The following is a 23328-nucleotide window of genomic DNA, read 5'->3' as shown; positions in this document are numbered from 1 at the left end:
TTATTTATATTAATTATCTTTTCATCTTTTTAATTATCGAGTAAATAACTATTCCTAAAATTAACCCTATAATTCCTCCTTTTATAGCTATAGAATTTACATCACCACCAGTTATATTAGCAACTATCCCACCAATAACCGAACCCAAAACAATACCCAAACCGATTATATAATTATCAAATCTTTTCTCATATTTATATTTCACATTATTACCTCCAAGATTTTAAATTGAGGAAATTGCATAATAAAATAGATTGTTAAATTTTGCAAGTTCCTCATCTGATTTTTCATTTAATATGTAATTCTAAATATCTATAAGAAATCCTTTTTTTTTGCTAGATTACTTTTTCTTAAAAATATCCTAACCACCTTCTCCTTTAAATTTAAACTTATTTACCACACTTTTATATTAAAGATTGTTCACAATCCCTAGCTCTCTTGAATAATATAATATATGTCAAACTCCTAATTATTTCCCAAAGGGGGCCTACAAAATAATGGAAAAACAAAAGGTAGTTGAAATTAAAAATATTAGTATGATATATCATACTTTAGATGGTGAAACAGAAGCTATTAAGAATATAAATCTAAATGTAAGCCATGGAGAAATAGTGGTAGTTGTAGGACCAAGCGGATGTGGTAAATCAACATTGTTATCCATTATAGCTGGTCTTATAAAACCTTCTTCTGGTAAAGTATATGTAAATGGAAGAGAAGTAACGGAAACATGTAAGGACATTGGATACATGTTTCAAAAAGATCATTTATTTGAATGGAGGACTATATTAGAAAATGTGTTAATTGGATTGGAAATTCAAAATAAAATTACAGATGAAAATATAAAATTTGTTCAAAATCTCCTTGATGTTTATGGATTAGGAGATTTTAAAAATAGTTATCCTAGACAGCTTTCTGGAGGCATGAGACAAAGAGCAGCACTAATTAGAACACTTGCTGTTCGTCCTGATTTATTACTACTAGATGAACCTTTTTCAGCCCTTGATTATCAAACTAGATTAGCTATTGCAGATGAGATAGGAATTATACTAAAAAAAGAAGAAAAAACCGCCATAATGGTTACTCATGACATAGCTGAAGCTATATTTTTTAAATGGTGGATATGGTGTTGGTAATTAATTTTTACTAAAATATTTTCTAGGTAATTTATTATATTTAACTTGTATCTATTTTAATGTATCTTTATAATTCTTGTAATCTTTGAATTCATTTTAAAGAAATTAAAAGAGGTGAATAATATGAATCTTAGTGAAGACGATATAAAAGGAAATCCAATTTTAACTAAAATAACCAGGCATCACACCTGGTCATTTTCTTCTCCATTATTTTCAGTATCTTTCTTTTCTTCTATTTTAGTTATGGCTTTATCTACTAAAGTATCATAGGATTTCATTGCAGTTAAACTTAATAATATAGCATTTAAGACCCCTGCAGCAACAACCCCAAATGTAATAGATTCTTTTATTGGTATAAACACTACAATTAATGCGAAAAAGAATACTACATACTTAGTATGAACATCAATCTTAAGCTTTTTAAATAACCCATCTATTGCTTCTTTAAAAAACTGTGTTAATATTACTGTGATTGAAACTGCAACAGGAAATGTTTTTAACATATCAACAGTTATAAAGTCATCAAACATCATTCAACCCCCTTATTCAATATTCTATCAATTAGAGAAAAAACTTCTGCTCTAGTAATAGGTTCATCTCTAAAATTGAATTGATAAAATCTCGTCTGTTCACTGTTTCACCTTCTTCAATATCCTTTCTGCTATTACTGCTATCTCTGCTCTAGTAACAGTTTCATCTGGTCTAAATGTACCATCTTCATATCCTTCTATAATACCTTCCATTATCATATTTTTAATACTTTCTTCAGCCCAATGCCCATTAATATCTTTCAAATTAATTACCTCCTTAATATCTGGCATTCCTTTAGGCAATCTAAAAAGCCCATAACCACTTTCGTAGTCATGCCCTTCTTCATACAAGTCAAGAGTATTGTTTTTAATAAATTGTCTTACTTCTTCTACATTCATTTTAGGTAGATTATTTCTTTTTCTCCAGCTAAAATATAATGCTAAAGAAAAAGTTACAAATGGTGCGGAACAACTTGTGCCATTAAAGAACACAGGCTTACCCTTTGAATTTGGGTAGTATATCCATGAAGGTGCTACACAATCTAAATTTTCTCCACCATTACTATAATGATCTACACTTCCATTATTTTCGCTATAAGCCCCTACTGCTATAGTCCAATCATATTTTCCCGGTGCATTTACTCCATTTTTGTCTTTATCTCCATCGTTTCCACTAGAACATACGATTGGTAATCCTAATCCTTCTAGTCTTTTAAGTTCTCTTACAGAACCACTAAAACTACAATTAATTAAATCTATTTCATCTTTGTGTTCAATTATCCAATCTATTATTTTTTCTTTTTTATCATTGTATAAATACGACATATATACAACTTTAGTCTTAGGTGCAATTTGCATACCTACAGCTACTACACTTGTTCCATGTGCTGTGTCGTCATCTTCGTCTTCAAATGGTATCACTATATTATAATGTTTCACGTTGTCAAAAACTTCATCACCACTATCTAATACTACAACAGTAACGCCTTCGCCTAGATTATCATTTTGCCAAATATCTATATTACACAATTTAAACTCAGCTTCATTTTGTTTTAGATATTTCATTATTCATCACCTACCTTAAATTTAATATCTCACTAAGAAGTATCTTTTTACCTCTTTCTTTCAATTTATTTTATGCTTTTATTAATTTATCCGGTAAAGGAATACTACATTTGCCTATATTCTCTAGATTAGATATTCTTTCATTAAGTAATTTGTATAACATTACTGTCATTATTAATATAATTATAATAAGCATTTTCCTTAATAAACTTTTAATCAATTATATTATGTATATTATGAAAAAACGCTGATATTGCTCATGCTTTCTTTATCTTTTTCTTATTTTAGCTTAAAATATAGATTTAATTATATCTATCAGAGCATAAAAAAAAGAGCCTTAGTTTAAGCTCTTTAGTCTATCTATTTTAATACATATGACGCTAATACTGATTGTAGTTCATAAATATTTAAGCTCTTGTTAAAATGTTTCTCTATTGGTACTGATGTCCCAGATATCCAAATCTTTAGCTCAGCATCCAAATCAAAATGCCCTGTTGTCTCGATACTAAAATGAGTTATACTCTTATAAGGAATAGAATGATACTCTATTTTCTTTCCTGTTACTCCTTGTTTGTCTATGAGAATAAGTCTCTTGTTTGTAAATATAAACATATCTCTTATCAACTTATAGGCTTTCTCTACTTGTTCATTCTCTGCTAATATATTAACATATTCCTTTTTCACATCTTCAATATTAACTTCTGAAGCATTTCCCATTAATCCATTTAATATTCCCACATACATTCCTCCTTTCTCAATATTATTTCTACATCAAAGTAAAAATTCCTACCTAAACCGTATAACTTTATTCGACAATTGGCAAAATTTTATATAATAATAGATTTTTATAAATCTTTTCATTCCGATTGCCCCATCAAATTTAGCTAACTTTTTTATGCCTTTATTTCTTGCTTTATATCTATATTTCTTAGATACTTGACCATCTCCTTGCCTTGAAAATACAACTGATTTTGTCCTGTATATGATGCTTGTTCTTGAGTTGAATCAACACAATTTCTTCTCTTAGTTGATCCACTTCAACTTTCCAAAATATTTCTAGAGTTTTTATCGCATAATCCACTTTTTTACCTCATCTATCAACTCATCATATATTGCAATCTGCTGTTCAGGTGGATATTTTTCTATCCTTTTGGCAATAATGTCAACTATCGCTTCTGACAAAAGCTTTGATGCGTATTCAGGATCAGGTATCTCAAGTATTACATTTATTTTTTGCTTTGCCATTTATATCACCTCAGTAAATTCTATGAAGCCCTCAGTTTGTACTATGCTGTTTTCAAATTTAACCTTCAAGAATATTCCCCCTGTATCGCTTCCTCGAAACAGTTTAATTGCATTATTATATTTCTGTATATACAACACTTTTTTTGAATTTTTTAGTAACATATATCGTCAATTCAACACTTTATGATATAATTAATTTGAAGAGTTTCTTTTTGATTAATAGAAAAAAAATAGTATGTTAAAGTCAAAGGAGTTTTGAATTATGAATAACGAAGATAAAATTTTTGACCTTATGACTAAAATGTATAGTGGAATGCAGGAAGGTTTTAAAGAAGTAAATGATAAAATCAACAAATTAGACAATAGACTAAGCAAAGTAGAAAATAGATTAAGTAAAGTAGAGAATAGATTAAGTAAAGTAGAAAAAACAGTTATTGATATTGAAAATAATCATGGAGCTAAGCTTGACGCTTTATTTGATGGATATAAACAAAACTCTGACAAATTAGACAGAATTGAAGCTGAAGTGTCAAAACATGAAGAAATCATCATAAAAAAGATTAAATAAAGAATTACAAGATACTAGAAAAGAACTAAAATCTGAAATTCGTGAAAATAGAAATTCTATTAATAATTTAGAGTCTAAAATTGATAATATAAACAGTAAATTTGATGACTCAGTAAAAAAGAGAAAAGCCAAATTATTGATGAGATAAACAATTCATATAATCCAAACATAGAAAATAAAATATGTTAGTTTATATATTATAAAATTAGCCCTACAGTTAATAGGGCTAATTTTTTTAAAATTTCTTCTATACTATAATAACATTAACATATACTTAAAAGGGTGATACCATGAAAATAGCTATCTACTCTCGTAAATCTAAATTCACAGGCAAAGGTGAATCTATTGAAAATCAGATAGAAATGTGCAAAGATTATGCACGCAAACATTTTAATCATATTGATGATATAGTTGTATATGAGGATGAAGGTTTTTCAGGTGGTAATACAAAAAGGCCTGAATTTAAAAGAATGATAAAAGACGCTAGAAAAGGCAGATTTGACGTTTTGATGTGCTATAGGTTGGATAGGATTAGTAGAAATGTTGCAGACTTTTCAAGTACACTGGAGACTCTTCAAGAGCATAATATATCCTTCGTATCCATCAGAGAACAATTTGATACCTCTACTCCTATGGGTAGAGCTATGACATATATCGCTTCTGTTTTCGCACAATTAGAAAGAGAAACTATAGCAGAACGTATTAAAGATAATATGTACCAACTTGCTAGAAGTGGTCGTTGGTTAGGTGGTAGAGTACCTATAGGTTTTAAATCTGAAGCTATAGAATACCTTGACTCTGAAATGAATAAAAAAAAGATGTATAAGCTCTCCCCTGTTCCTGAAGAATTAAAAATAGTAAAACAGCTATTTCAAAAGTATCTAGAGTTAAACTCTCTTACCCAACTAACATCATGGACCATAGAAAACAATATTAAGACTAAGGCTGGTAAATACTTTAATACAAGCACGTTAAATGTGATACTTGCTAATCCTGTATACTGCATAGCAGATGAACTCATACACAAATACTTTAAGAAATTAGGTTCTGATATTGCAGGGAACATAAGAGAATTTGATGGCATACATGGGCTTATGGTATTTAACAAAAACGATATAAAAAAAAGTAAAGTAATAAAAAAACATGAATCTAAATGGATTATTGCTGTAGGAAAGCATAAAGGAATAATAAATTCCTCTGACTGGATCCAAGTGCAAAATATGCTTAAATCAAATAGTATAAAAGCTCCAAGAAAAGGTACTGGAAAATATGGACTGCTATCAGGGTTAATCAGATGTGCAGACTGCGGCTCTACTATGAGAGTGTCTGTATCTAATAAAAGCTATGGATTCTATTATTACTATAAATGCTTAATGAAGGAAAGGTCCAGAGGGTCAAATTGCAATATTAAAAATATTAACGGTCAAATGGCTGATGATTTAGTTGTAAAAGAGCTAAAACATATGGCCATGAATAATAGTGCCCTTATGAAGCAACTAGATAAAAAGAAAAAAGAAATTTCTAAATTCAGCAATACTAATTCAAATAAGAAAAAGCAACTTGAATTACAAATACATGAATATGAAAACTCAATTAAAAATCTTACTATGCAATTAGCTAAAAATGAAAAATCTGTAGCTGCAGAATACATAATCAAGCAAATAGAAGAATTGGATAGTAAAATAAAAGAATTAAAAAAGGAATTATATGATATAGAAGAAAAAGTTGAAAACTCTCTACTTCAACAAAATAATATTGAGGCATTAAAAGATATGCTTAAATATTTTGCTAACAACATAGATAATCTAGATTTTGATGAACAGAAGTCTTTAATTAGGAAAATAGTTAATAAGGTTACATGGGATGGTGAAAATTTAAAAATAAAAGTCTATGGCCAAGAATAGTTTTTCATTTTTATATATCTATCTACCATTTAGTAGACATAGCTGAAGCTATATCTATGGCTGATAGAGTAGTAGTACTATCCAAAAGACCTGCTATTATTAAGGATATAATTGAAATTAAGCTTTCATGCCCCAATGGAATTCGTACTCCTATGAAGTGCAGAGAAGCTCCTGAGTTTAGATATTATTTCAATAAAATATGGAAGGAGCTTGATGTCCATGTATAAAAACAAAGAATCAAAACAGCATATAGAATTTTTAAAGAAAATAAAAAGAAGAAAAAGAGCAATTTTATTAACACAAATACTCATATTTGTGATTGCAATGCTTCTTTGGGAAATTGCTGCAAGACTTGACTGGATAGATACATTCCTAACCAGCTATCCATCAGGGATTTGGAACCTTTTTATTAAGTATGTAAATAGTGGAACACTTTTCAATCATATAGGAATATCAGTAACAGAAACTATAATAGGATTTATTTCAGGAACTATTCTAGGAATTATTATAGCAATACTTTTATGGTGGTCAGATTTTGTTTCAAAAGTATTAGACCCATATCTCGTAATTTTAAATAGTCTTCCCAAAACTGCTTTAGCTCCTATAATCATACTCTGGGTAGGTGCAGGATATTCTGGTATTATAGTTACTGCCATTGCTGTATCAATTGTAGTTACAATAATGAATGTATATAATGGATTCAAATCAGTAGATGAAGATAAGATAAAAATGCTTGAAACCTTTGGAGCATCAAAGTTTCAGATTTTAAAAAAGGTTATACTTCCAGCCAGTGTTCCTACTATGATAAGCACTCTCAAAGTAAACATAGGACTTTCCTGGATAGGCGTAATTGTTGGAGAATTCTTAGTATCAAAAGCAGGAATTGGATATTTGATAGTTTATGGTGGTCAAGTATTTAAACTCGATTTAGTTATGATGAGTGTATTTATACTAGCTATATTAGCTGCATTAATGTATAAGGGAGTATCAATAATAGAAAAAAAATACATGAAATGGAGGCAATAGTATATGATACTACTGCCTCTTCTGCACAATTAAATAATATATTTTATTATACAATTATATCATAACATTAATTAGAAACCGATGTAATAGCAACGTCATTTTCTGTTTTAACTAAATCAGTCTTAAGATTATCTTTAGCTGTTGACAGCATCAATTTTAATCTATTTAATTGATTTACTTCACTTGCTCCTGGATCATAATCTATTGCAACAATATTTGCCCCATCATACTTTTCTTTGATTGCTTTAATCATTCCTTTACCAGTTATATGATTTGGCAAACACCCAAAAGGTTGAACACAAACAATATTTTTAGTACCACTTTCAATCAGTTCTATCATCTCAGCAGTAAGAAGCCATCCTTCTCCAGCTTGATTGCCAAGTGAAATAAAAGGTTCAACTAATTCTCCTAACCTTTTAACAGTTAAAGGTGCAGTAAATCTTTTACTATTTTCTAACGCCTTCCTTAAAGGTTTTCTATAGTGTTCCATATATGATATTGCTACATCTCCAGCTAATTTATTTATCATTGGCTTTGATAAATATTTATGCTTGAAAGTTGCATTGTATCCACAATACATTAAAAAATCTGTTAAATCAGGAACTACTACTTCAGCTCCTTCATTTTCAAGTATCTCTACAATATTATTATTAGCTGTAGGATGATATTTAACTAATATCTCACCAACTATTCCAACTTTTGGCTTTTTTATATCAGTAATTTCTAATTCGTCAAAATCTCTAACAATATTCTCAACATTTTCTTTATATTCTTTTTTATCCCCTGTTTTTACAGACTCTATACACCTTTCCATCCACTTCTCGAACAAAATATTAGCAGAACCCTTTATTTTTTCATAAGGTCTAACTCTATAAAGGACTCTCATCAAAAGATCCCCATACATAATTGCCATAATTCCCTTACTTGCCAATTCCATAGAATAAGTAAATCCTGGATTTTTTTCCATACCTGAAGGATTTACACTTATTACTGGAATATTTCCAAACCCTGCATCTTTCAATGCTTTTCTTATAAAACCAATATAATTTGATGCTCTACACATTCCACCAGTTTGGCTCATTAATATAGAAGTATTATTTAAATCATACTTTCCTGATTTCAACGCATTTATAAATTGACCAACCACTATAATAGAAGGATAACAAGCATCATTATTAACATATTTTAAGCCTTCATTTATTGCTTCTTTATCTACAGAAGGCAATATCACAAAATTATATCCGCAAGTATTTACAGCTTCCTGCAATAATTTAAAGTGTATTGGTGCCATTTGTGGTGCTAAAATTGTATGTTTTTTCCTCATTTCAGTAGTAAATATTATCCTCTTTTGCATTTCTCCTATTTTACTTGGCTTAAAACCATATCTTTCTCTTTCCTCTATTGCAGCTTTAAGTGAACGAAGTCTTATTTTTACTGCACCAAGATTGCTTACTTCATCTATTTTTAAAACGGTATAAATCTTATTGTAGTTCTCAAGTATTTCCTGTACTTGATCTGTTGTAACTGCATCTAGCCCACAACCAAATGAATTTAATTGAACTAATTCTAAATCTTTTTGCTTAGCTACAAAATTAGCTGCTCTATATAACCTAGAATGGTATGCCCATTGATCCAATACTCTTAATGGTCTTTCTACATCATCTAAGTGAGCTACAGAATCTTCAGTTAACACAGCCATTCCAAGCGAGGTAATCACGTTTGGAATACCATGATTTATTTCAGGATCTATGTGGTATGGTCTACCAGATAACACTATTCCTTTTAAGTTATTTTCCTTTATATACTTAATGGCTTCTTCACCTTTTTGCCTAATATCACGTTTATACTTTAACTGTTCTTCCCAAGCAATATCTACTGCCTTAAATATTTCTCTCTTTGGTATAGAAAATTTTTTCAATTCTTCATATAACCTTGTTTTTAATCCTTTCTTATCATCAAGTGTTAAAAAAGGATTCATAAACAATACGTTTTTTTTCTTAATTTCATCAATATTATTATTAATAACTTCCGAATAAGAAGCAACAACTGGACAATTTAAATGATTATCAGCTGTGCTATCTTCTTTTTTTTCATAAAAAACACTAGGATAGAAAATAATTTTTATACCTTTTTCTATCAAATCAATAATATGACCATGAACTAACTTTGCAGGATAGCATGCTGTTTCACTAGGTATAGAACCTATACCTTTCTCGTATATACTTCGTTTTGAATGTGCAGATAATTCTACTCTAAATCCTAATAAAGTAAAAAACGTAAACCAAAATGGATAATTTTCATATATATTAAGAACTCTTGGAATACCTATAGTACCTCTTTTAGCTTCTTTTTTATCCAAAGGTTTGTATGCAAAAGTCCTTTTGTATTTATAATCATATAAGTTTGGAATATCTCTATTTTTATTTACAATACCTGCTCCCTTTTCACATCTATTTCCAGTAATATACTTGCTTCCATCAGAAAAAATATTTATAGTAAGTAGGCAATTATTGCCACATCCCCCACATCTTCTCATATTAGTTTTGTATGTGAAATTACTTAATTCATCTTTACATAACAAAGTAGTTTGTTTTTTTGGGTTATACCTTTCTTTAGCTATTAAAGCAGCACCTAATGCCCCCATTAAACCAGGATTTTCTGGTCTAACAGCACTTATACCTGATACTAATTCAAAGCTTCTAAGTATAGCATCGCTATAAAAAGTCCCTCCTTGGACTACAATTTTTTCTCCCATCTCTTTAGGGTCTCTTATTTTAATAACCTTCTGTAGAGCATTTTTTATAACTGAATAAGAAAGGCCTGCAGCTATATCACCTACTGTAGCACCTTCTTTTTGTGCTTGTTTTACCTTTGAATTCATAAATACCGTACACCTTGAACCTAAATCAACGGGATTTTCTGCCATAAGACCAGCTTTCAAAAACTCTTCTGTAGTCATATTTACAGAATGGGCAAAAGTTTCAATAAAAGAACCACATCCTGAAGAACAAGCTTCATTTAAAAGAATACTCTCAATTACTCCATTTTTAATCTTCATACATTTCATATCCTGTCCGCCGATATCAAGAATAAAATCAACTCCAGGTAAAAAATAGTTTGCAGCTTTATAATGAGCTATAGTCTCTACTTCACCTTCATCTACATGTAAGGCAGCTTTTATAAATTCTTCTCCATATCCTGTTGAAGTAGAATAAGCTATTTTAGCTGTGTTTGGCATTATAGAATAAATATCATTTAATATTTTAATTACTAACTCTAGTGGCTTCCCTTGGTTATTTCCATAAAAAGAATACAATATTTGATTATCTTCTCCAATAAGTACCACTTTAGTAGTAGTAGAACCTGCATCAATACCTAAAAAACAATTACCATTATACGTTTCTAATTTTCCTTTTGCCAGTTTTTTAGTTGCATGATTATCTCTAAATACTTTAAGCTCCTCATCATTTTTAAAAAGAGGTCTGATTCTCTTAACATCAATATCTATTGGTTTATTAAAATATATAAATCGATCCTTAAGCTCTTCAAAAGAAATTTCTTTTTTATCTATAGAAGCTATAGCTGCACCTTTAGCAACAAACAATTGAGAATTTTCAGGGTGAATTGCTTCCTCATCAGTTAATTTAAGAGTTTTTATATATCTTTCTCTAAGCCCTGATAAGAAATGTAATGGCCCACCAAGAAAAGCTACTTTTCCCTTTATAGGCCTTCCACAAGCTAATGTAGTTATGGTTTGGTTTACAACAGATTGAAATACACTAGCAGCAATATCTTCTTTTGAAACACCTTGATTAATTAACGCCTGTACATCAGTTTTAGCAAAAACCCCGCATCTAGAAGCGATAGGATAAATCGTTTTATGTCCTTTGTAAAGTTCATTTAACCCTTCCGCATCTGTATGAATCAATGAAGCCATTTGATCAATAAAAGCTCCTGTACCTCCAGCACATATGCTGTTCATCCTCTGGTCTACTCCACCGTCAAAATAAATTATCTTAGCGTCTTCTCCTCCAAGTTCTATTACCACATCAGTCTCTGGTATGAATCTTTTAATAGCAGTAGTTGATGCAACAACTTCTTGAATAAAAGGAATATTAATCCATTTATTAACTGCTAACCCACCAGATCCTGTGACCATGATTGTAAGTTTTGCATTCTTAAACTTATTATATGCCTCAAATATTAAATTTTTTACACTACTTTTTATATCTGATAAATGTCTTTTGTAGCTGCTAAAAATAATATCTAATTTTTCATTTAATACTACTAATTTAACTGTAGTAGAACCTACATCTAAACCTAAATGTAACTTTTCCATAAATATTTGGCCCTTGGCCTTTAACCCCCTTATTCACTCTTTAAAAAATCTATAGCCCATTAAATATCTAAGGTGTTTTATACAAAATTATACCATAAACAAATTTTCAATTCACGAGTAAGTAAATAATTTACTTTATTATACCATATTTTAATACTTCAAAATATTATTTACAAGGAAAAAACTGTTAACAATATAAAGATCAATAATATATAATAAGGAAATTGTATAATTTTTCGTTTTACAACAATTATACAATTTCCTTATTATAATTATATCCTTGTATGCCCATATAAAATACTATGTTATACTATCTCATTAGTAATACTCTTTTTTAATTATTTTGTCTAAAAAAATAAGCACTCTAAACAGTGCTTATTTCAATAATTCAGCTATTTCCTTAGCCTTAAGCACTTTCCCCGTTGACTTAACTTCGTCATCTACTACTAATGCTGGTGTTGACATAACTCCATAACTCATAATTTCTTTTATATCCTCTACCTTTTCAATTGAAGCTTCAATACCTAGTTGATTTATTGCTTCCCTTGCATTTGCTTCAAGCTTTTTACACTTTGCACATCCACTACCTAATACCTTTATTTTCATAAACTATTCTCCTTTCTTACATAATTTTATCTTAATTTCATTTCATCACCAATTATATCATTCCAAGCACTAAAAATACTTCTTATTATTTGTGGTCCTATCTTTGATATAATAACTAACTGTGAAGTATTTTTAGGTTCGCAAACTTTATAGTCAATTTTTCTATTTACAACATCAACCTGATGCCATCCATCATGCAATTGAAAAAAACCTTTGATTCTATAAGTATCTGCAGAAATTTTATCAATAAATTTGCTAAGGTCTTTTTTATCTATACTCTTAGTATATGTTAAATGTAAAGTTTTAGGTTTATTTTCCTCTTTGTTTAATGATTCTTCACTCTCAGCCCATTGATTTTTCATCAAATCCATCTTTGTAAAAGGCTTTTCAATTTTACCAAATGAAGATAATTGAATATCTGCTTTAGGATTTATCTCTTTAATTTTTTCAATAATTTTTGATAAAGTATCCTGTTCAATCAAATCTATTTTACTTATAACTACTAAATGACAGTGCTTTATCTGTCTTTCAACAGTTTCCAATTCTTTAATCTGGTCTAGAAAGTTAAGTCCATCTACAATACATATACATCCCTTGTAATTATAAACATCACCCTCTGTTCCCTCCAATCCATATAAAACATCGCCTATGTTTGAAGGATCTGCTAAACCAGAGCTTTCAACAAATAGATAATCAAGATTATATTTTGCCATTTCAATCATAGCCTGAATAAAGTTAAGCTTCAAGCATGAACAAAATATTGAACCTCTGTTGATTTCGGTTAATTTAAGACCATCTTTTTGTATTATCGGTCCATCAATACTAACTTTACCAAACTCATTCATTATTACACCAGTTTTTTTATCCTCTAAACTCTTTAATATTTCTTTTAAAAAAGTAGTTTTTCCAGCACCTAAAAATCCAGATAATAAATATAGATCAGTCCTCTTATCCATTTGTATCCTCCTAGTTTTTTGCTAATAAATATATTAGTATATTATAAATTTCTAATATTTAATTTCATTATATTTCTCTACCATTCATATGTCAACACTATGTTAATATTTTTTATATATAAACAGCACGTGTTGTTAAGCATATATTTATAATATATAATACATGTATAAGCTATTTTATCTAATATCTACTTATTGCTTGAATGCCAGAATAAAGAAGGTGAACTATGTGAATGATAAAATATTGGACTTATATGCTAGTATATTTAAAACATTAGCTCATCCAACAAGAATTAAAATACTTAAACTATTAAAAAATGGTCCTCTATGTGTTTGCGAAATCATTGAAGAACTTCAGCTTGAACAATCAAATGTTTCTCAACATTTATCAATACTTAGAAATCAAGGTATCATATCGAGCTACAGAAACGGGCTTAAAATGATATACCAAGTTGATATACCAGAAATTTACAAAATAATAGAAGATGCTAATAAAGTAGTCAAAAGTCAAATAAATTCAATACAAGAAGCTGTTTATGATAAATAAACATAAAAAATAGTAGACAATTCTGGTGATATAATGAGAAATTGTCTACTATTTTATATTTTACTGTTCAGTAATTATTATTGGGCCATCTTTAGTTATAGCCAATGTATGCTCATATTGAGCAGATAACTTACCATCAACTGTTCTTGCCGTCCAATTATTTGAATCTATTTTACAATGATATGTACCTACATTTACCATTGGCTCTATTGTTAAAACCATTCCTTCCAATAGCCTTGGTCCTCTTCCAGGGCGCCCAAAGTGAGGTACTTGTGGATCCTCATGAATACTTTGCCCTATACCATGACCTACAAAATCTCTTACTACAGAAAAACCTTGAGATTCTACATAAGTCTGTACAGCATGAGAAATATCTCCAATTCTATTACCTATTACAGCTTTTTCAATTCCTTTATATAAAGATTCCTTAGTCACTTGTAATAATTTCTTAGCTTCTTTCGAAACATTTCCTACCTCAAATGACCATGCTGAATCTGCTAACCATCCATTTAAGTTTACTACCATGTCAATAGTAACTATATCTCCGTCTTTTAAAGGCTCTTTTCTTGGAAAACCATGACAAATTTCATCATTTACTGAAGCACAAGTTGCGAAAGGATACCCGTTATACCCTTTCTGTTCAGGTGTTGCTCCATGCTTTTTTAAATACTTCTCAACAAAATCATCTATCTCTAAAGTTGATATGCCTGGCTCTATGAGCTTAGCAATCTCCTTATGACAAGATGCTAAAAGAATTCCTGCTTGTCTCATAAGCTCTATTTCTTTCATAGTTTTTAAAATAACCATACAATATTACTCCCTTTCTAATATGATAATAGACTCATAATTTTTTAGAAATTAAAAGTTAAACAGTTCATCAAATTCTTTACAACCTTTTAAATCATCTAAATCTTTATCCTTTTTTATTATATCCTTAAATTTAGGATATAACTCTATAGACTTTGCTAAGTCTTTAATTGCTTTATCCTTCTCCCCTATTTTAGAATAGCAGCAAGCCCTATTATAATACAAAAATTCTGCATCAGGATTATTTTTAATACCTTCAGTCAAAGTATCAATAGCCAGATCAAATTTCTTCTCTTCTATATATATTACTGATTTATTCAAATATGAATAAGGATACATATTATTAGCTTCTATAGCTTTATTGTAGCACTTGATAGCCTCATCTAATTTTCCTATTTTTTTATTTATAACACCTATATTAAACAAGGCTTTATAGTAATAAGGTTTAATCTCTACACTTTTTTTTAGCATTTTTAAAGCATTGTCATAATCTCCTAATTCTTCATATATAGACCCTAAATTGTTATAAGCTATATAGTCCTCTGGATTTAATTCTAACACTTTTTCGTAATATTTTATAGCTTTTTCTTTTTTGCCTTTTTCATCATAAATATTTGCTACATAAAAATAAGCTCTATCATATAAGGGATCTAACTCTATTGCTTTTAAATAATATTTTAAAGCTTCTTCCTTGTCTCCTCTGTCATCGAGAATAATAGCTATCCCATAATAAGCACCAGATTCATTAGGGGAAACATTTATAATTTTTTTATATGCTTTTAATGCTTTTTCTCTATTGCCCATTTCATCATGTAATACAGCTATATAATATAATATATTCACACTTTCCTTTTGATCTTCATCAAATTCCAAAGCCTTATTAAAAAATTGAAGAGCTTTCTCTCTATTGTTTTTATTATAAAAATTTTCTGCTATGAGCATATAATTATTTCTTCTATCTAATTTAGTCAAATCCTTCTTCATTAGTTAAACACCTCTAAATAATTTATTATCTATTATAGTGTAACACACTTTCATTATTTTAAGTAATTTTTCTTTGCTTCTCTGTATAGGTTGTTTTTAAATTAAATTTTATTCTCACAATATTAAAACCCCTAGATACATGCTAATATATCTAGGGATTTTTATTATTAGTTTCTAATGATAAAAGATGTAAAATAATGTTTTACTTTTTTTTCAATTTTTCTTAAAGTTTTAATATCATAAGAATTAAATTGTCCTTTTCCAGCTAAAATAGTTTCTCCGTCTCTAAAATTTTGAATAACATACCTTTTACTTCCTTTCAAATATTCTGCAATTTTTAAAATATCTTCTTCTGATAATAGTTCTTTACAAACTGTCGTCCTAAATTCATAATCAATGTCTGAAGATCTAATTATATCAGTACTAGACTTTATAATATTTATATCCACTTTTATTTTAGTAACAAACTCATACTTATCTAATGGTGCTTTTATGTCCATAGCAATATAATCTAAGTATTTATTTTCAATAAGTTCCTTTAATACCTCCGAGTTCGTACCATTGGTATCTAACTTAACCAAAAATCCCTTATCTTTTATCTTGCTTACAAAATCCTTTAATCCTTCTTGCAATGTTGGTTCACCACCTGAAATGCACACACCATCTAAATATTTTTTCCTACTTTCAAGATAACTAAATATATAATCTTCACTTAGTGGCAACCCTTCGTTTCTAACAATACTAGCATTATGACAATAAGGGCATCTAAAATTACATCCTCCAGTAAAAAATACAGTGCATATTTTATCAGGGTAATCTATAAAAGATGATTTTAAATGACCTATTATATTCATTTTACACCTCTATTATCTGATAACCTTGTGCTATCCAAGCTAATATCAACGTCAAAGGTTAATCTATCTTTATATTCTTCTTGCTTTCCAAAATTCCACGACTGAATAGGCCTGTGAAAACCAACTACTCTAGTCCAAACTTCAGTATCCTTGCCGCATTCTGGGCATTTAAATTGTTCTCCTTTCAAATATCCATGATCAGGACATATACTATATGTTGGGGTAATAGTAAAATATGGTATCTCACTATTTGCAAAAACTCTTTTAATCAATGCCTTCACAGTTTCAGCACTTTCTATTTCTTCTCCTATGAATCCATGGAATACAGTTCCCCCAGTATATAAAGTTTGAAGCTTTTCTTGAAGTTCCAATGCTTCAAAAATATCTTTTGTATGCCCAACAGGAAGCTGAGTTGAATTGGTGTAATAAGGTTCTTTTTCACCTTGTGTATAAATATTTGGATACATCTTTTTATCCATTCTCGCAAATCTGTAAGCTGCACCTTCTGCTGGTGAAGCTTCAAGGTTCCATAAGCTCCCTGTTTCCTCTTGAAATATCTGAATGACTTTATTCATAAATTCCATAACCTCTATGGCAAATTGATTACCTTCTTCAGTAGTTATATCCTTGCCTAATAAATTTACACACGCTTCATTCATTCCATTAAGGCCTATAGTACTAAAATGGTTTTTAAAATATTCTCCGTATCCATCTTTCACACCTTGAAGATAGTACTTTGAATATGGGAAAAGACCAATTTCCATATACCCTTCTAAAACCTTCCTCTTTGTCTCACATATTTCTTTTCCTATCTCCATTAACTCTCTTACCCTTTTCTTAAATTCTTCTTTAGTACTTGACAGATAACCTATCCTAGCCATATTTATTGTTACAACATTTATAGAACCTGTAAGAGGATTAGCTCCAAATAATCCTCCACCTCTCCTCCTTAATTCTCTGTTGTCTAATCTCAACCTGCAGCACATACTTCTTACATCTTCTGGAGATAAATCACTATTAATAAAATTAGCAAAATATGGAGTTCCATATTTTCTAGTCATTTCCATAATACAATTAACTACATCAGAATCCCAAGGAAAATCTTTAGTTATGTTTATTGTAGGTATAGGAAAGCTAAAATTTCTACCTGCTCCATCGCCTTCCATCATTACCTCACAAAATGCCTTATTGAACATATCCATTTCCTTTTGGAACTCACCATAAGTCTTATCCATTGGTTTGCCACCAATAATAACATTTGTATCTTTAAGCAATGGATGTGGTTTTATATCTAAGGTAACATTAGTAAACGGAGTTTGAAATCCTACCCTAGTAGGAATGTTTAAATTAAATATAAAGCTTTGCATTGCCTTTTTTACTTCATCATATGATAAATCATCATAATAAATAAATGGTGCAGCATAAGTATCTAGTGAACTTATAGCTTGTGCTCCAGCTGCTTCTCCTTGAAGTGTATAAAGCCAGTTAACAATTTGGCCCAAAAATGACTGTAAATGTCTGGCAGGTTTTGATTCAATCTTTCCTGAAGCACCTCTAAACCCCTTATAAAGTAAAGCTTCCAAGTCCCACCCACAACAATATGGAGCCAAAAGTCCTAAATCGTGTATATGTATATCTCCTTTTATGTGAGCATCTCTTAATTCCTTTCTATATATCTTGTTAAGCCAATATTTTTTTGTAATTGATTCAACAATATGGTTATTTAACCCTTGTAAACTAAATCCCATATTAGCATTTTCATTAATTCTCCAATTATCCAGCGAAACATATTCATCTATGAGCTTTTCAGCATCCATAAATAAGTTCTTAACATCTCTTAGCTCTTCTCTTTTTTTGCGATATAATATATATGATTTTGCAGTCTTAGCATGGCCTTCCTCAATAAGAACCTTTTCTACTACATCTTGTATATCTTCAACAGTAGGTATGCCTACTCCATAAGCTTCATTAAGAATATCAGCTACCATTATTGAAAGCCTTCTTGCTTCATTTCTATCATCACCACCTACTGACCTTGCTGCTGCAAAAATTGCATCCTCAATTTTTCTAACATCAAAATCTACTATATCGCCATTTCTTTTTTGAATTCTATCAATCATCAGTTCATCCCCTTTATATTGTGGTTTGATTTTTCACTATACATATATATTGTATTATTATTTCACTTTTAAGTCCATAATCCTATTTGTCTATATATTTAAATAAACTCCATTTATCAAATATAATTATAGTTATACGTCATATATCTTAATTTTATATATTTAAAAAAGGTAGCTCTAGAGCTACCTTTTAAATACTTTAAAATAGTACTTATTTTTACCTATTATGCAATGAAGCTTAAAAAATATGGATGTATTGCAATAGGAGTTATACTACCCAAAAAAATACCTACCAAAACATCTGATGGATAATGTACTCCTAGGTAAATCCTTGAAATCCCTACTGTAAAAGCCGTAGCTATTAATATAACACTTAAATACGGAAGATTTATGGATAAAGATACAGCTATAGAAAAACTAGCAGTTGTATGACCAGAAGGAAATGAATAATCTTTTAGCTTTATATTAAAAGTATTAATATTATTCAATATATTATAAGGCCTCTCTCTGCTTAAACTCTTTTTTAATATTTGAACTATTAACTGACTAGCAGATAGACCAATCAAAGCTTCTAAACCAATAAGTCTTAACTTGCTTTTACCAAAGGAAATAAGCATTAAAACAAAACCAGTAGTAAAAATAGCACCACCTAATTCAGTAATTAGTGGCATAATTTTATCTAAAAATCTACACTTTATATTTGTATTAATAAAATACAATATTTTTTTATCTATTAAAGCAAAACATTTAACTAATGTTTTCATAGTTATTCTCCCTTTAAAAAATAATATAAAATCAGTACTTATAATCGTATATATATTTTAATTTAAACATATGTGGTTTGTAAAGTCATTTTACAATTATTTCTTTAGATAAAAAATGGACAAGCTTTAACTAAGCCTGCCCGATATATTATATAGAGGATGAGGAAAAATTTTTGTCGTATTTAGTAAGTATGTATTTAGTAAACAAGTTCACCTAATACAAAGAAAGTAAAGTGAATAATATTTGTTTTTCATTCACACTGTAATTATAGTATACTACTTAATTTAAAAAATGTAAATAGTTTTTCTAAAGATATTTTATAAATATGCATAGGTTCCTATTCTAATGTAACTACATGGCCTGTGCTCCATGGTTCTGGATCTTCTACATCAACACACAAGCCAATGTTAAAACCAATACTTAGTGTAACAATTATTGTTAGAACAAAGAAAAGCTTTCTAATCTTTTTCATAAATTATCCCCCTCTTTCTCATCATAATTTAATCCTATTTTTAACAATTCCTTTACTTTCTTTGAATCTTTTTCTATAAAAATGTTACACAGTTTTAATATCATCTCCTTAACATCAAGCTTTACTTTATTGCTTGCTATAAAATCAGTTATTTCATATAGCACTTGTTCACTAAAATATTTCCCCTTCCCCTCAATATAAATATCTAATATTTGATTGTAAATTTCAAATAAAAGATTATAATTGTTATCTTTTTTAGCTTTATCTATAATATTCGCAATATGTGTCCAAGCTTTTTTATATTCTCCAATTTCTATATAAACTGAAACTAAAGATTTTAAAGTATATAAATAACTATAATCTTTTTTAATAATTTTTAATTCTATACTTTTTAATCTATATTCTATACATTTACTTATTTCTCCTTCTATATAATGTATTGTTCCTATATTTTCGTAAGCTATAGCTTTAGCCCTTATATCATTAACTTTTTCAGCATAAAAAAGTGTTTCTTTATACACCTTCATAGCATTCTCAAAATCGTTATTTCTAAAATAATTATTTCCCTTCAATATTAAAACATCTAAATACTGCCTAGTGTCCAAATCTTTATACTCGTTAAGTAGTTTATTAAGAAAAAATAAACTATTTTCATATTTTTTCATATTAGAAAATGCTAATGCATTATTAAAATAAATCCTTTTTTTAATAGTATCATTTTCTATCTGTTCATTTTCCAATATATTTAGTGAATATTCGTTTAGATATATAGCTTCATAATAATCACCTTTAATTATAGCATTTTTAGCAATTTTCGAAAAAATTCCCGCAACCATCTCCTGATTACCAATTTTATAATAATTCATCATTGACTTTAAATAATAAAGTCTACTATTGCAAATATCTCTTTTATTATAATTAAAATCACCGGCTATTTCATATACTTCTGCTTTTATTGCAGGAATATCCCACGTCTTTAATAATTCATCAGTTTCTTTCATCAATCTAATAAAATTGTCATCTTTAGCCATCATATATTCTTTTAACTTTAAAATATTTGATTTTAATTTATATCCAGCTTGTCTCATTTCATCAGCTAAAATATATTCACTATCAATTTTATAGGTAAGTCCTTTTTTCTTAATAATTTTATCAAAGTTTTTAGCCAGTTTGTTTGCAGTATCTTTAGTTAATTTAGTTTTACCATTTTCTATATAACTTATCATGCTTCTATCTAGTTCTTCACCAGCTAACTCCTTTTGATTCACTTTTAAGTATTTTCTTATAGCCTTAATTTTTTTATTAACAGGTAATATTAGATCCTCTAATATATACATCAGTATACTCCTTATTTATACAGTATTTGATTGTATATTACATTATACTACAAACGGCTACCACATGTTATAAGAATAATTTTCCAAATACAAATTAAGTGAATAATTTATTAGTTATATTCACAATATTATTGTATCATTATTTTTTTTATAAGTAAACATGATTATAATTAATAAGAGGTTGTTTCATAACTTATAAATAAGTTATGAAACAACCTCTTATTATACTTACAGAATTTAAGAAATTGCATAATAAAATATTTTATTATGCAATTTCCTTAATCTAGAAATTTTCAACAATTTTCCTGCTTGCTTTTACGCAACCTCATCAGGTATATATCCTTTAAACTGGGCTTTATACAATTTTGCGTATAATCCGTTTGTTTTCATCAATTGATCATGATTACCTCTTTCCATAATCCCTTTATTTGTTAAAACTATTATTTCATCAGCATTCTTAATAGTTGAAAGTCTATGAGCTATTACAAGAGTTGTTCTGCCTTCTGACAGCTTTTCTAGTGATTCCTGAATTAATATTTCTGTTGCATTGTCTAAAGCAGAAGTTGCTTCATCTAATATCAATATAGGTGGATTCTTTAAAAATACTCTGGCTATAGATATCCTCTGTTTTTGACCACCTGATAATTTTACTCCTTTTTCTCCAATATAAGTATCGTATCCATCAGGTAATTTCATAATAAAATCATGAATACTAGCTTGTTTTGCAGCTTCAATTATTTCTTCATCAGTAGCATCTGGTCTCCCATATAAAATATTCTCTCTAATTGTTCCAGTAAATAAAAATACATCTTGTTGTACCAAACCGATATTTTTCCTCAAAGACTTTAGCTTTATATCTTTAATATTTATTCCGTCAATCAATATTTCTCCATCATCTATTTCATAAAATCTAGGTATGAGATGACACAAAGTAGTTTTGCCTCCTCCAGAAGGACCTACTAATGCAACGGTCTGTCCTGGCTTAATCTCTAGATTTATATTTGATAAAATAGAAGCCTCGCTTTTATTGTAGCTAAATGTAACATTCTTTAACTCTATTTTTCCTTTTACATTTTCTAACTCTATAGCATTTTCACTGTCCTTTATACTAGGCTCGATTTTCATAATTTCCATAAACCTTTCAAAGCCTGTCATACCATCTTCGTACTGCTGAACAAAAGATGTAAGTCTTCTAATTGGCTGCATGAAGAAGTTTACATACAACAAATAAGTAACTAAATCACCTATTCTAATAGTATTATTATAAACAAATATTCCACCAACACTTATTACTACAACATTTAATATATTGATAAAAAAGTGAATACCTGACATAAATTCTGCCATGCTCTTATATGCAAATTCTCTAGAAGCTTTAAACTCATTATTGCCATGTTCAAATTTTTCTATCTCATAATCCTCATTAGTAAATGATTTAGCAACTCTAATACCTGAGATGCTATTTTCCAACTGTGAATTAACATTTGCTATTTTTTTCTTTACATTTCTAAAAGCACTTTCCATCTTTTTTCTCTTAGAAATAGCAAACCAAACCATTATTGGAATAAAAGCGAATATTATTAATGTTAACCTCCACTCATACCTTATTAATATGATAAAAGAACCAATAAGCATGACTGCAGAAATAAACAGATCTTCAGGCCCATGGTGAGCTAGCTCTGAAATTTGCCTTAAATCGTTAACTATCCTTGACATAATATGCCCTGTCCTATTATTGTCAAAAAAATCTAAAGGTAATGTCTGTAAATGCGTAAACAAATCTCTCCTCATATCATATTCCATTCTAACTCCTACTACATGACCCCAATAGTCTACTATATAATTAAATATATACCTTAATACATATAATCCAACTAATATTATTGTTGTTATATACAACGTTCTGATTTTACCATTAGGTATAATATCATTAACAAAATTCCCAGTTACAATTGGAAATACCAAATCTAACCCTGAAATCATAAATGCACATACTAAATCTAATATAAAGAGCTTTATATGAGGCCTATAATAAGATATAAACTTTTTAATCATGTAATCAACTCCTTC

The 23328-nt window shown here is 29.0% G+C and carries 23 protein-coding genes; 6 read left to right on the top strand and 17 right to left on the bottom strand.

Annotation, left to right across the window (positions count from 1 at the left end; translation table 11 throughout):
• Positions 1-13 precede the first annotated feature (13 nt).
• Positions 14-205 carry a hypothetical protein gene (locus ACZ41D_RS05380; RefSeq protein ID WP_464152900.1) on the bottom strand — a complete coding sequence of 64 codons (192 nt, stop codon included), beginning with the start codon at positions 203-205 and terminating at the stop codon, positions 14-16.
• A 292-nt stretch (positions 206-497) separates the two neighbouring features.
• Here ACZ41D_RS05380 and ACZ41D_RS05375 point away from each other — a divergent pair, with 292 nt between their 5' ends.
• Positions 498-1133: an ABC transporter ATP-binding protein gene (locus ACZ41D_RS05375; protein WP_464152899.1), complete on the top strand. Its 636-nt coding sequence runs from the start codon at positions 498-500 to the stop codon at positions 1131-1133.
• A 182-nt stretch (positions 1134-1315) separates the two neighbouring features.
• Here ACZ41D_RS05375 and ACZ41D_RS05370 read toward each other — a convergent pair whose 3' ends face one another.
• The 5 genes from ACZ41D_RS05370 to ACZ41D_RS05350 all read right to left on the bottom strand — a co-directional run bounded on the left by ACZ41D_RS05370 (position 1316) and on the right by ACZ41D_RS05350 (position 3973).
• The gene (locus ACZ41D_RS05370; protein ID WP_464152898.1) at positions 1316-1663 is read right to left on the bottom strand and encodes a hypothetical protein; all 348 of its coding nucleotides are present in this window, start codon (positions 1661-1663) and stop codon (positions 1316-1318) included.
• Positions 1664-1762: 99 nt separating this feature from the next.
• A complete protein-coding gene (locus ACZ41D_RS05365; RefSeq protein ID WP_464152897.1) occupies positions 1763-2728 on the bottom strand; it encodes a S8 family peptidase in 966 nt (321 codons plus the stop codon).
• 70 nt (positions 2729-2798) lie between these two features.
• On the bottom strand, positions 2799-2900 hold the full coding sequence (locus ACZ41D_RS05360) for a phage holin family protein (protein WP_464152896.1): 102 nt from the start codon (positions 2898-2900) through the stop codon (positions 2799-2801).
• 188 nt (positions 2901-3088) lie between these two features.
• Positions 3089-3466 (bottom strand): PH domain-containing protein, encoded by a 378-nt coding sequence (locus ACZ41D_RS05355; RefSeq protein ID WP_464152895.1) that lies wholly within the window; start codon positions 3464-3466, stop codon positions 3089-3091.
• Between the two features lie 327 nt (positions 3467-3793).
• Positions 3794-3973, bottom strand: a complete 180-nt coding sequence (locus ACZ41D_RS05350) for a hypothetical protein (protein WP_464152894.1) — start codon at positions 3971-3973, stop codon at positions 3794-3796.
• Positions 3974-4235: 262 nt separating this feature from the next.
• Here ACZ41D_RS05350 and ACZ41D_RS05345 point away from each other — a divergent pair, with 262 nt between their 5' ends.
• The 4 genes from ACZ41D_RS05345 to ACZ41D_RS05330 all read left to right on the top strand — a co-directional run bounded on the left by ACZ41D_RS05345 (position 4236) and on the right by ACZ41D_RS05330 (position 7471).
• Complete coding sequence (locus ACZ41D_RS05345; RefSeq protein ID WP_464152893.1) at positions 4236-4541, top strand: hypothetical protein; 306 nt, start codon at positions 4236-4238, stop codon at positions 4539-4541.
• A gap of 290 nt (positions 4542-4831) precedes the next feature.
• Positions 4832-6445, top strand: a complete 1614-nt coding sequence (locus ACZ41D_RS05340) for a recombinase family protein (protein WP_464152892.1) — start codon at positions 4832-4834, stop codon at positions 6443-6445.
• Positions 6446-6501: 56 nt separating this feature from the next.
• Complete coding sequence (locus tag ACZ41D_RS05335) at positions 6502-6672, top strand: sulfonate/nitrate/taurine transporter ATP-binding protein (protein WP_464152891.1); 171 nt, start codon at positions 6502-6504, stop codon at positions 6670-6672.
• Positions 6659-7471 carry an ABC transporter permease gene (locus ACZ41D_RS05330; RefSeq protein ID WP_464152890.1) on the top strand — a complete coding sequence of 271 codons (813 nt, stop codon included), beginning with the start codon at positions 6659-6661 and terminating at the stop codon, positions 7469-7471. Before ACZ41D_RS05335 ends, ACZ41D_RS05330 begins: the two co-directional genes overlap by 14 nt.
• A gap of 67 nt (positions 7472-7538) precedes the next feature.
• Here ACZ41D_RS05330 and ACZ41D_RS05325 read toward each other — a convergent pair whose 3' ends face one another.
• From ACZ41D_RS05325 to ACZ41D_RS05315, 3 genes are all read right to left on the bottom strand, one after another.
• Positions 7539-11810, bottom strand: a complete 4272-nt coding sequence (locus ACZ41D_RS05325; RefSeq protein WP_464152889.1) for an acyl-CoA dehydratase activase-related protein — start codon at positions 11808-11810, stop codon at positions 7539-7541.
• Positions 11811-12185: 375 nt separating this feature from the next.
• A complete protein-coding gene (locus tag ACZ41D_RS05320) occupies positions 12186-12416 on the bottom strand; it encodes a thioredoxin family protein (RefSeq protein WP_464152888.1) in 231 nt (76 codons plus the stop codon).
• A gap of 26 nt (positions 12417-12442) precedes the next feature.
• A complete protein-coding gene (locus ACZ41D_RS05315) occupies positions 12443-13372 on the bottom strand; it encodes a GTP-binding protein (protein WP_464152887.1) in 930 nt (309 codons plus the stop codon).
• A 229-nt stretch (positions 13373-13601) separates the two neighbouring features.
• On the opposite strand from ACZ41D_RS05315, the gene ACZ41D_RS05310 reads away from it, so the two are divergent.
• Complete coding sequence (locus tag ACZ41D_RS05310) at positions 13602-13919, top strand: ArsR/SmtB family transcription factor (protein WP_464152886.1); 318 nt, start codon at positions 13602-13604, stop codon at positions 13917-13919.
• 60 nt (positions 13920-13979) lie between these two features.
• Here the strand turns inward: ACZ41D_RS05310 and map are convergent, their stop codons facing one another.
• From map to ACZ41D_RS05270, 8 genes are all read right to left on the bottom strand, one after another.
• On the bottom strand, positions 13980-14726 hold the full coding sequence (gene map / locus ACZ41D_RS05305; RefSeq protein ID WP_464152885.1) for a type I methionyl aminopeptidase: 747 nt from the start codon (positions 14724-14726) through the stop codon (positions 13980-13982).
• A gap of 51 nt (positions 14727-14777) precedes the next feature.
• Complete coding sequence (locus ACZ41D_RS05300; RefSeq protein ID WP_464152884.1) at positions 14778-15710, bottom strand: tetratricopeptide repeat protein; 933 nt, start codon at positions 15708-15710, stop codon at positions 14778-14780.
• A 167-nt stretch (positions 15711-15877) separates the two neighbouring features.
• Positions 15878-16564: an anaerobic ribonucleoside-triphosphate reductase activating protein gene (locus ACZ41D_RS05295; RefSeq protein WP_464152883.1), complete on the bottom strand. Its 687-nt coding sequence runs from the start codon at positions 16562-16564 to the stop codon at positions 15878-15880.
• Positions 16561-18684, bottom strand: coding sequence for a ribonucleoside triphosphate reductase (locus tag ACZ41D_RS05290; protein WP_464152882.1), 2124 nt, complete (start codon positions 18682-18684; stop codon positions 16561-16563). Before ACZ41D_RS05290 ends, ACZ41D_RS05295 begins: the two co-directional genes overlap by 4 nt.
• A gap of 224 nt (positions 18685-18908) precedes the next feature.
• Entirely contained in the window at positions 18909-19448 is a 540-nt protein-coding gene (locus tag ACZ41D_RS05285) for a phosphatase PAP2 family protein (protein WP_464152881.1), read from the bottom strand.
• Positions 19449-19786: 338 nt separating this feature from the next.
• A complete protein-coding gene (locus ACZ41D_RS05280) occupies positions 19787-19921 on the bottom strand; it encodes a hypothetical protein (protein ID WP_464152880.1) in 135 nt (44 codons plus the stop codon).
• Complete coding sequence (locus ACZ41D_RS05275; RefSeq protein ID WP_464152879.1) at positions 19918-21258, bottom strand: helix-turn-helix domain-containing protein; 1341 nt, start codon at positions 21256-21258, stop codon at positions 19918-19920. The genes ACZ41D_RS05280 and ACZ41D_RS05275 overlap by 4 nt, the downstream gene beginning before the upstream one ends.
• Positions 21259-21573: 315 nt before the next feature.
• Complete coding sequence (locus tag ACZ41D_RS05270) at positions 21574-23313, bottom strand: ABC transporter ATP-binding protein (RefSeq protein WP_464152878.1); 1740 nt, start codon at positions 23311-23313, stop codon at positions 21574-21576.
• Positions 23314-23328 lie beyond the last annotated feature (15 nt).

It is taken from the genome of Brassicibacter thermophilus (genome assembly GCF_055378355.1).
This window is presented reverse-complemented; position numbering and strand designations above follow the sequence as displayed.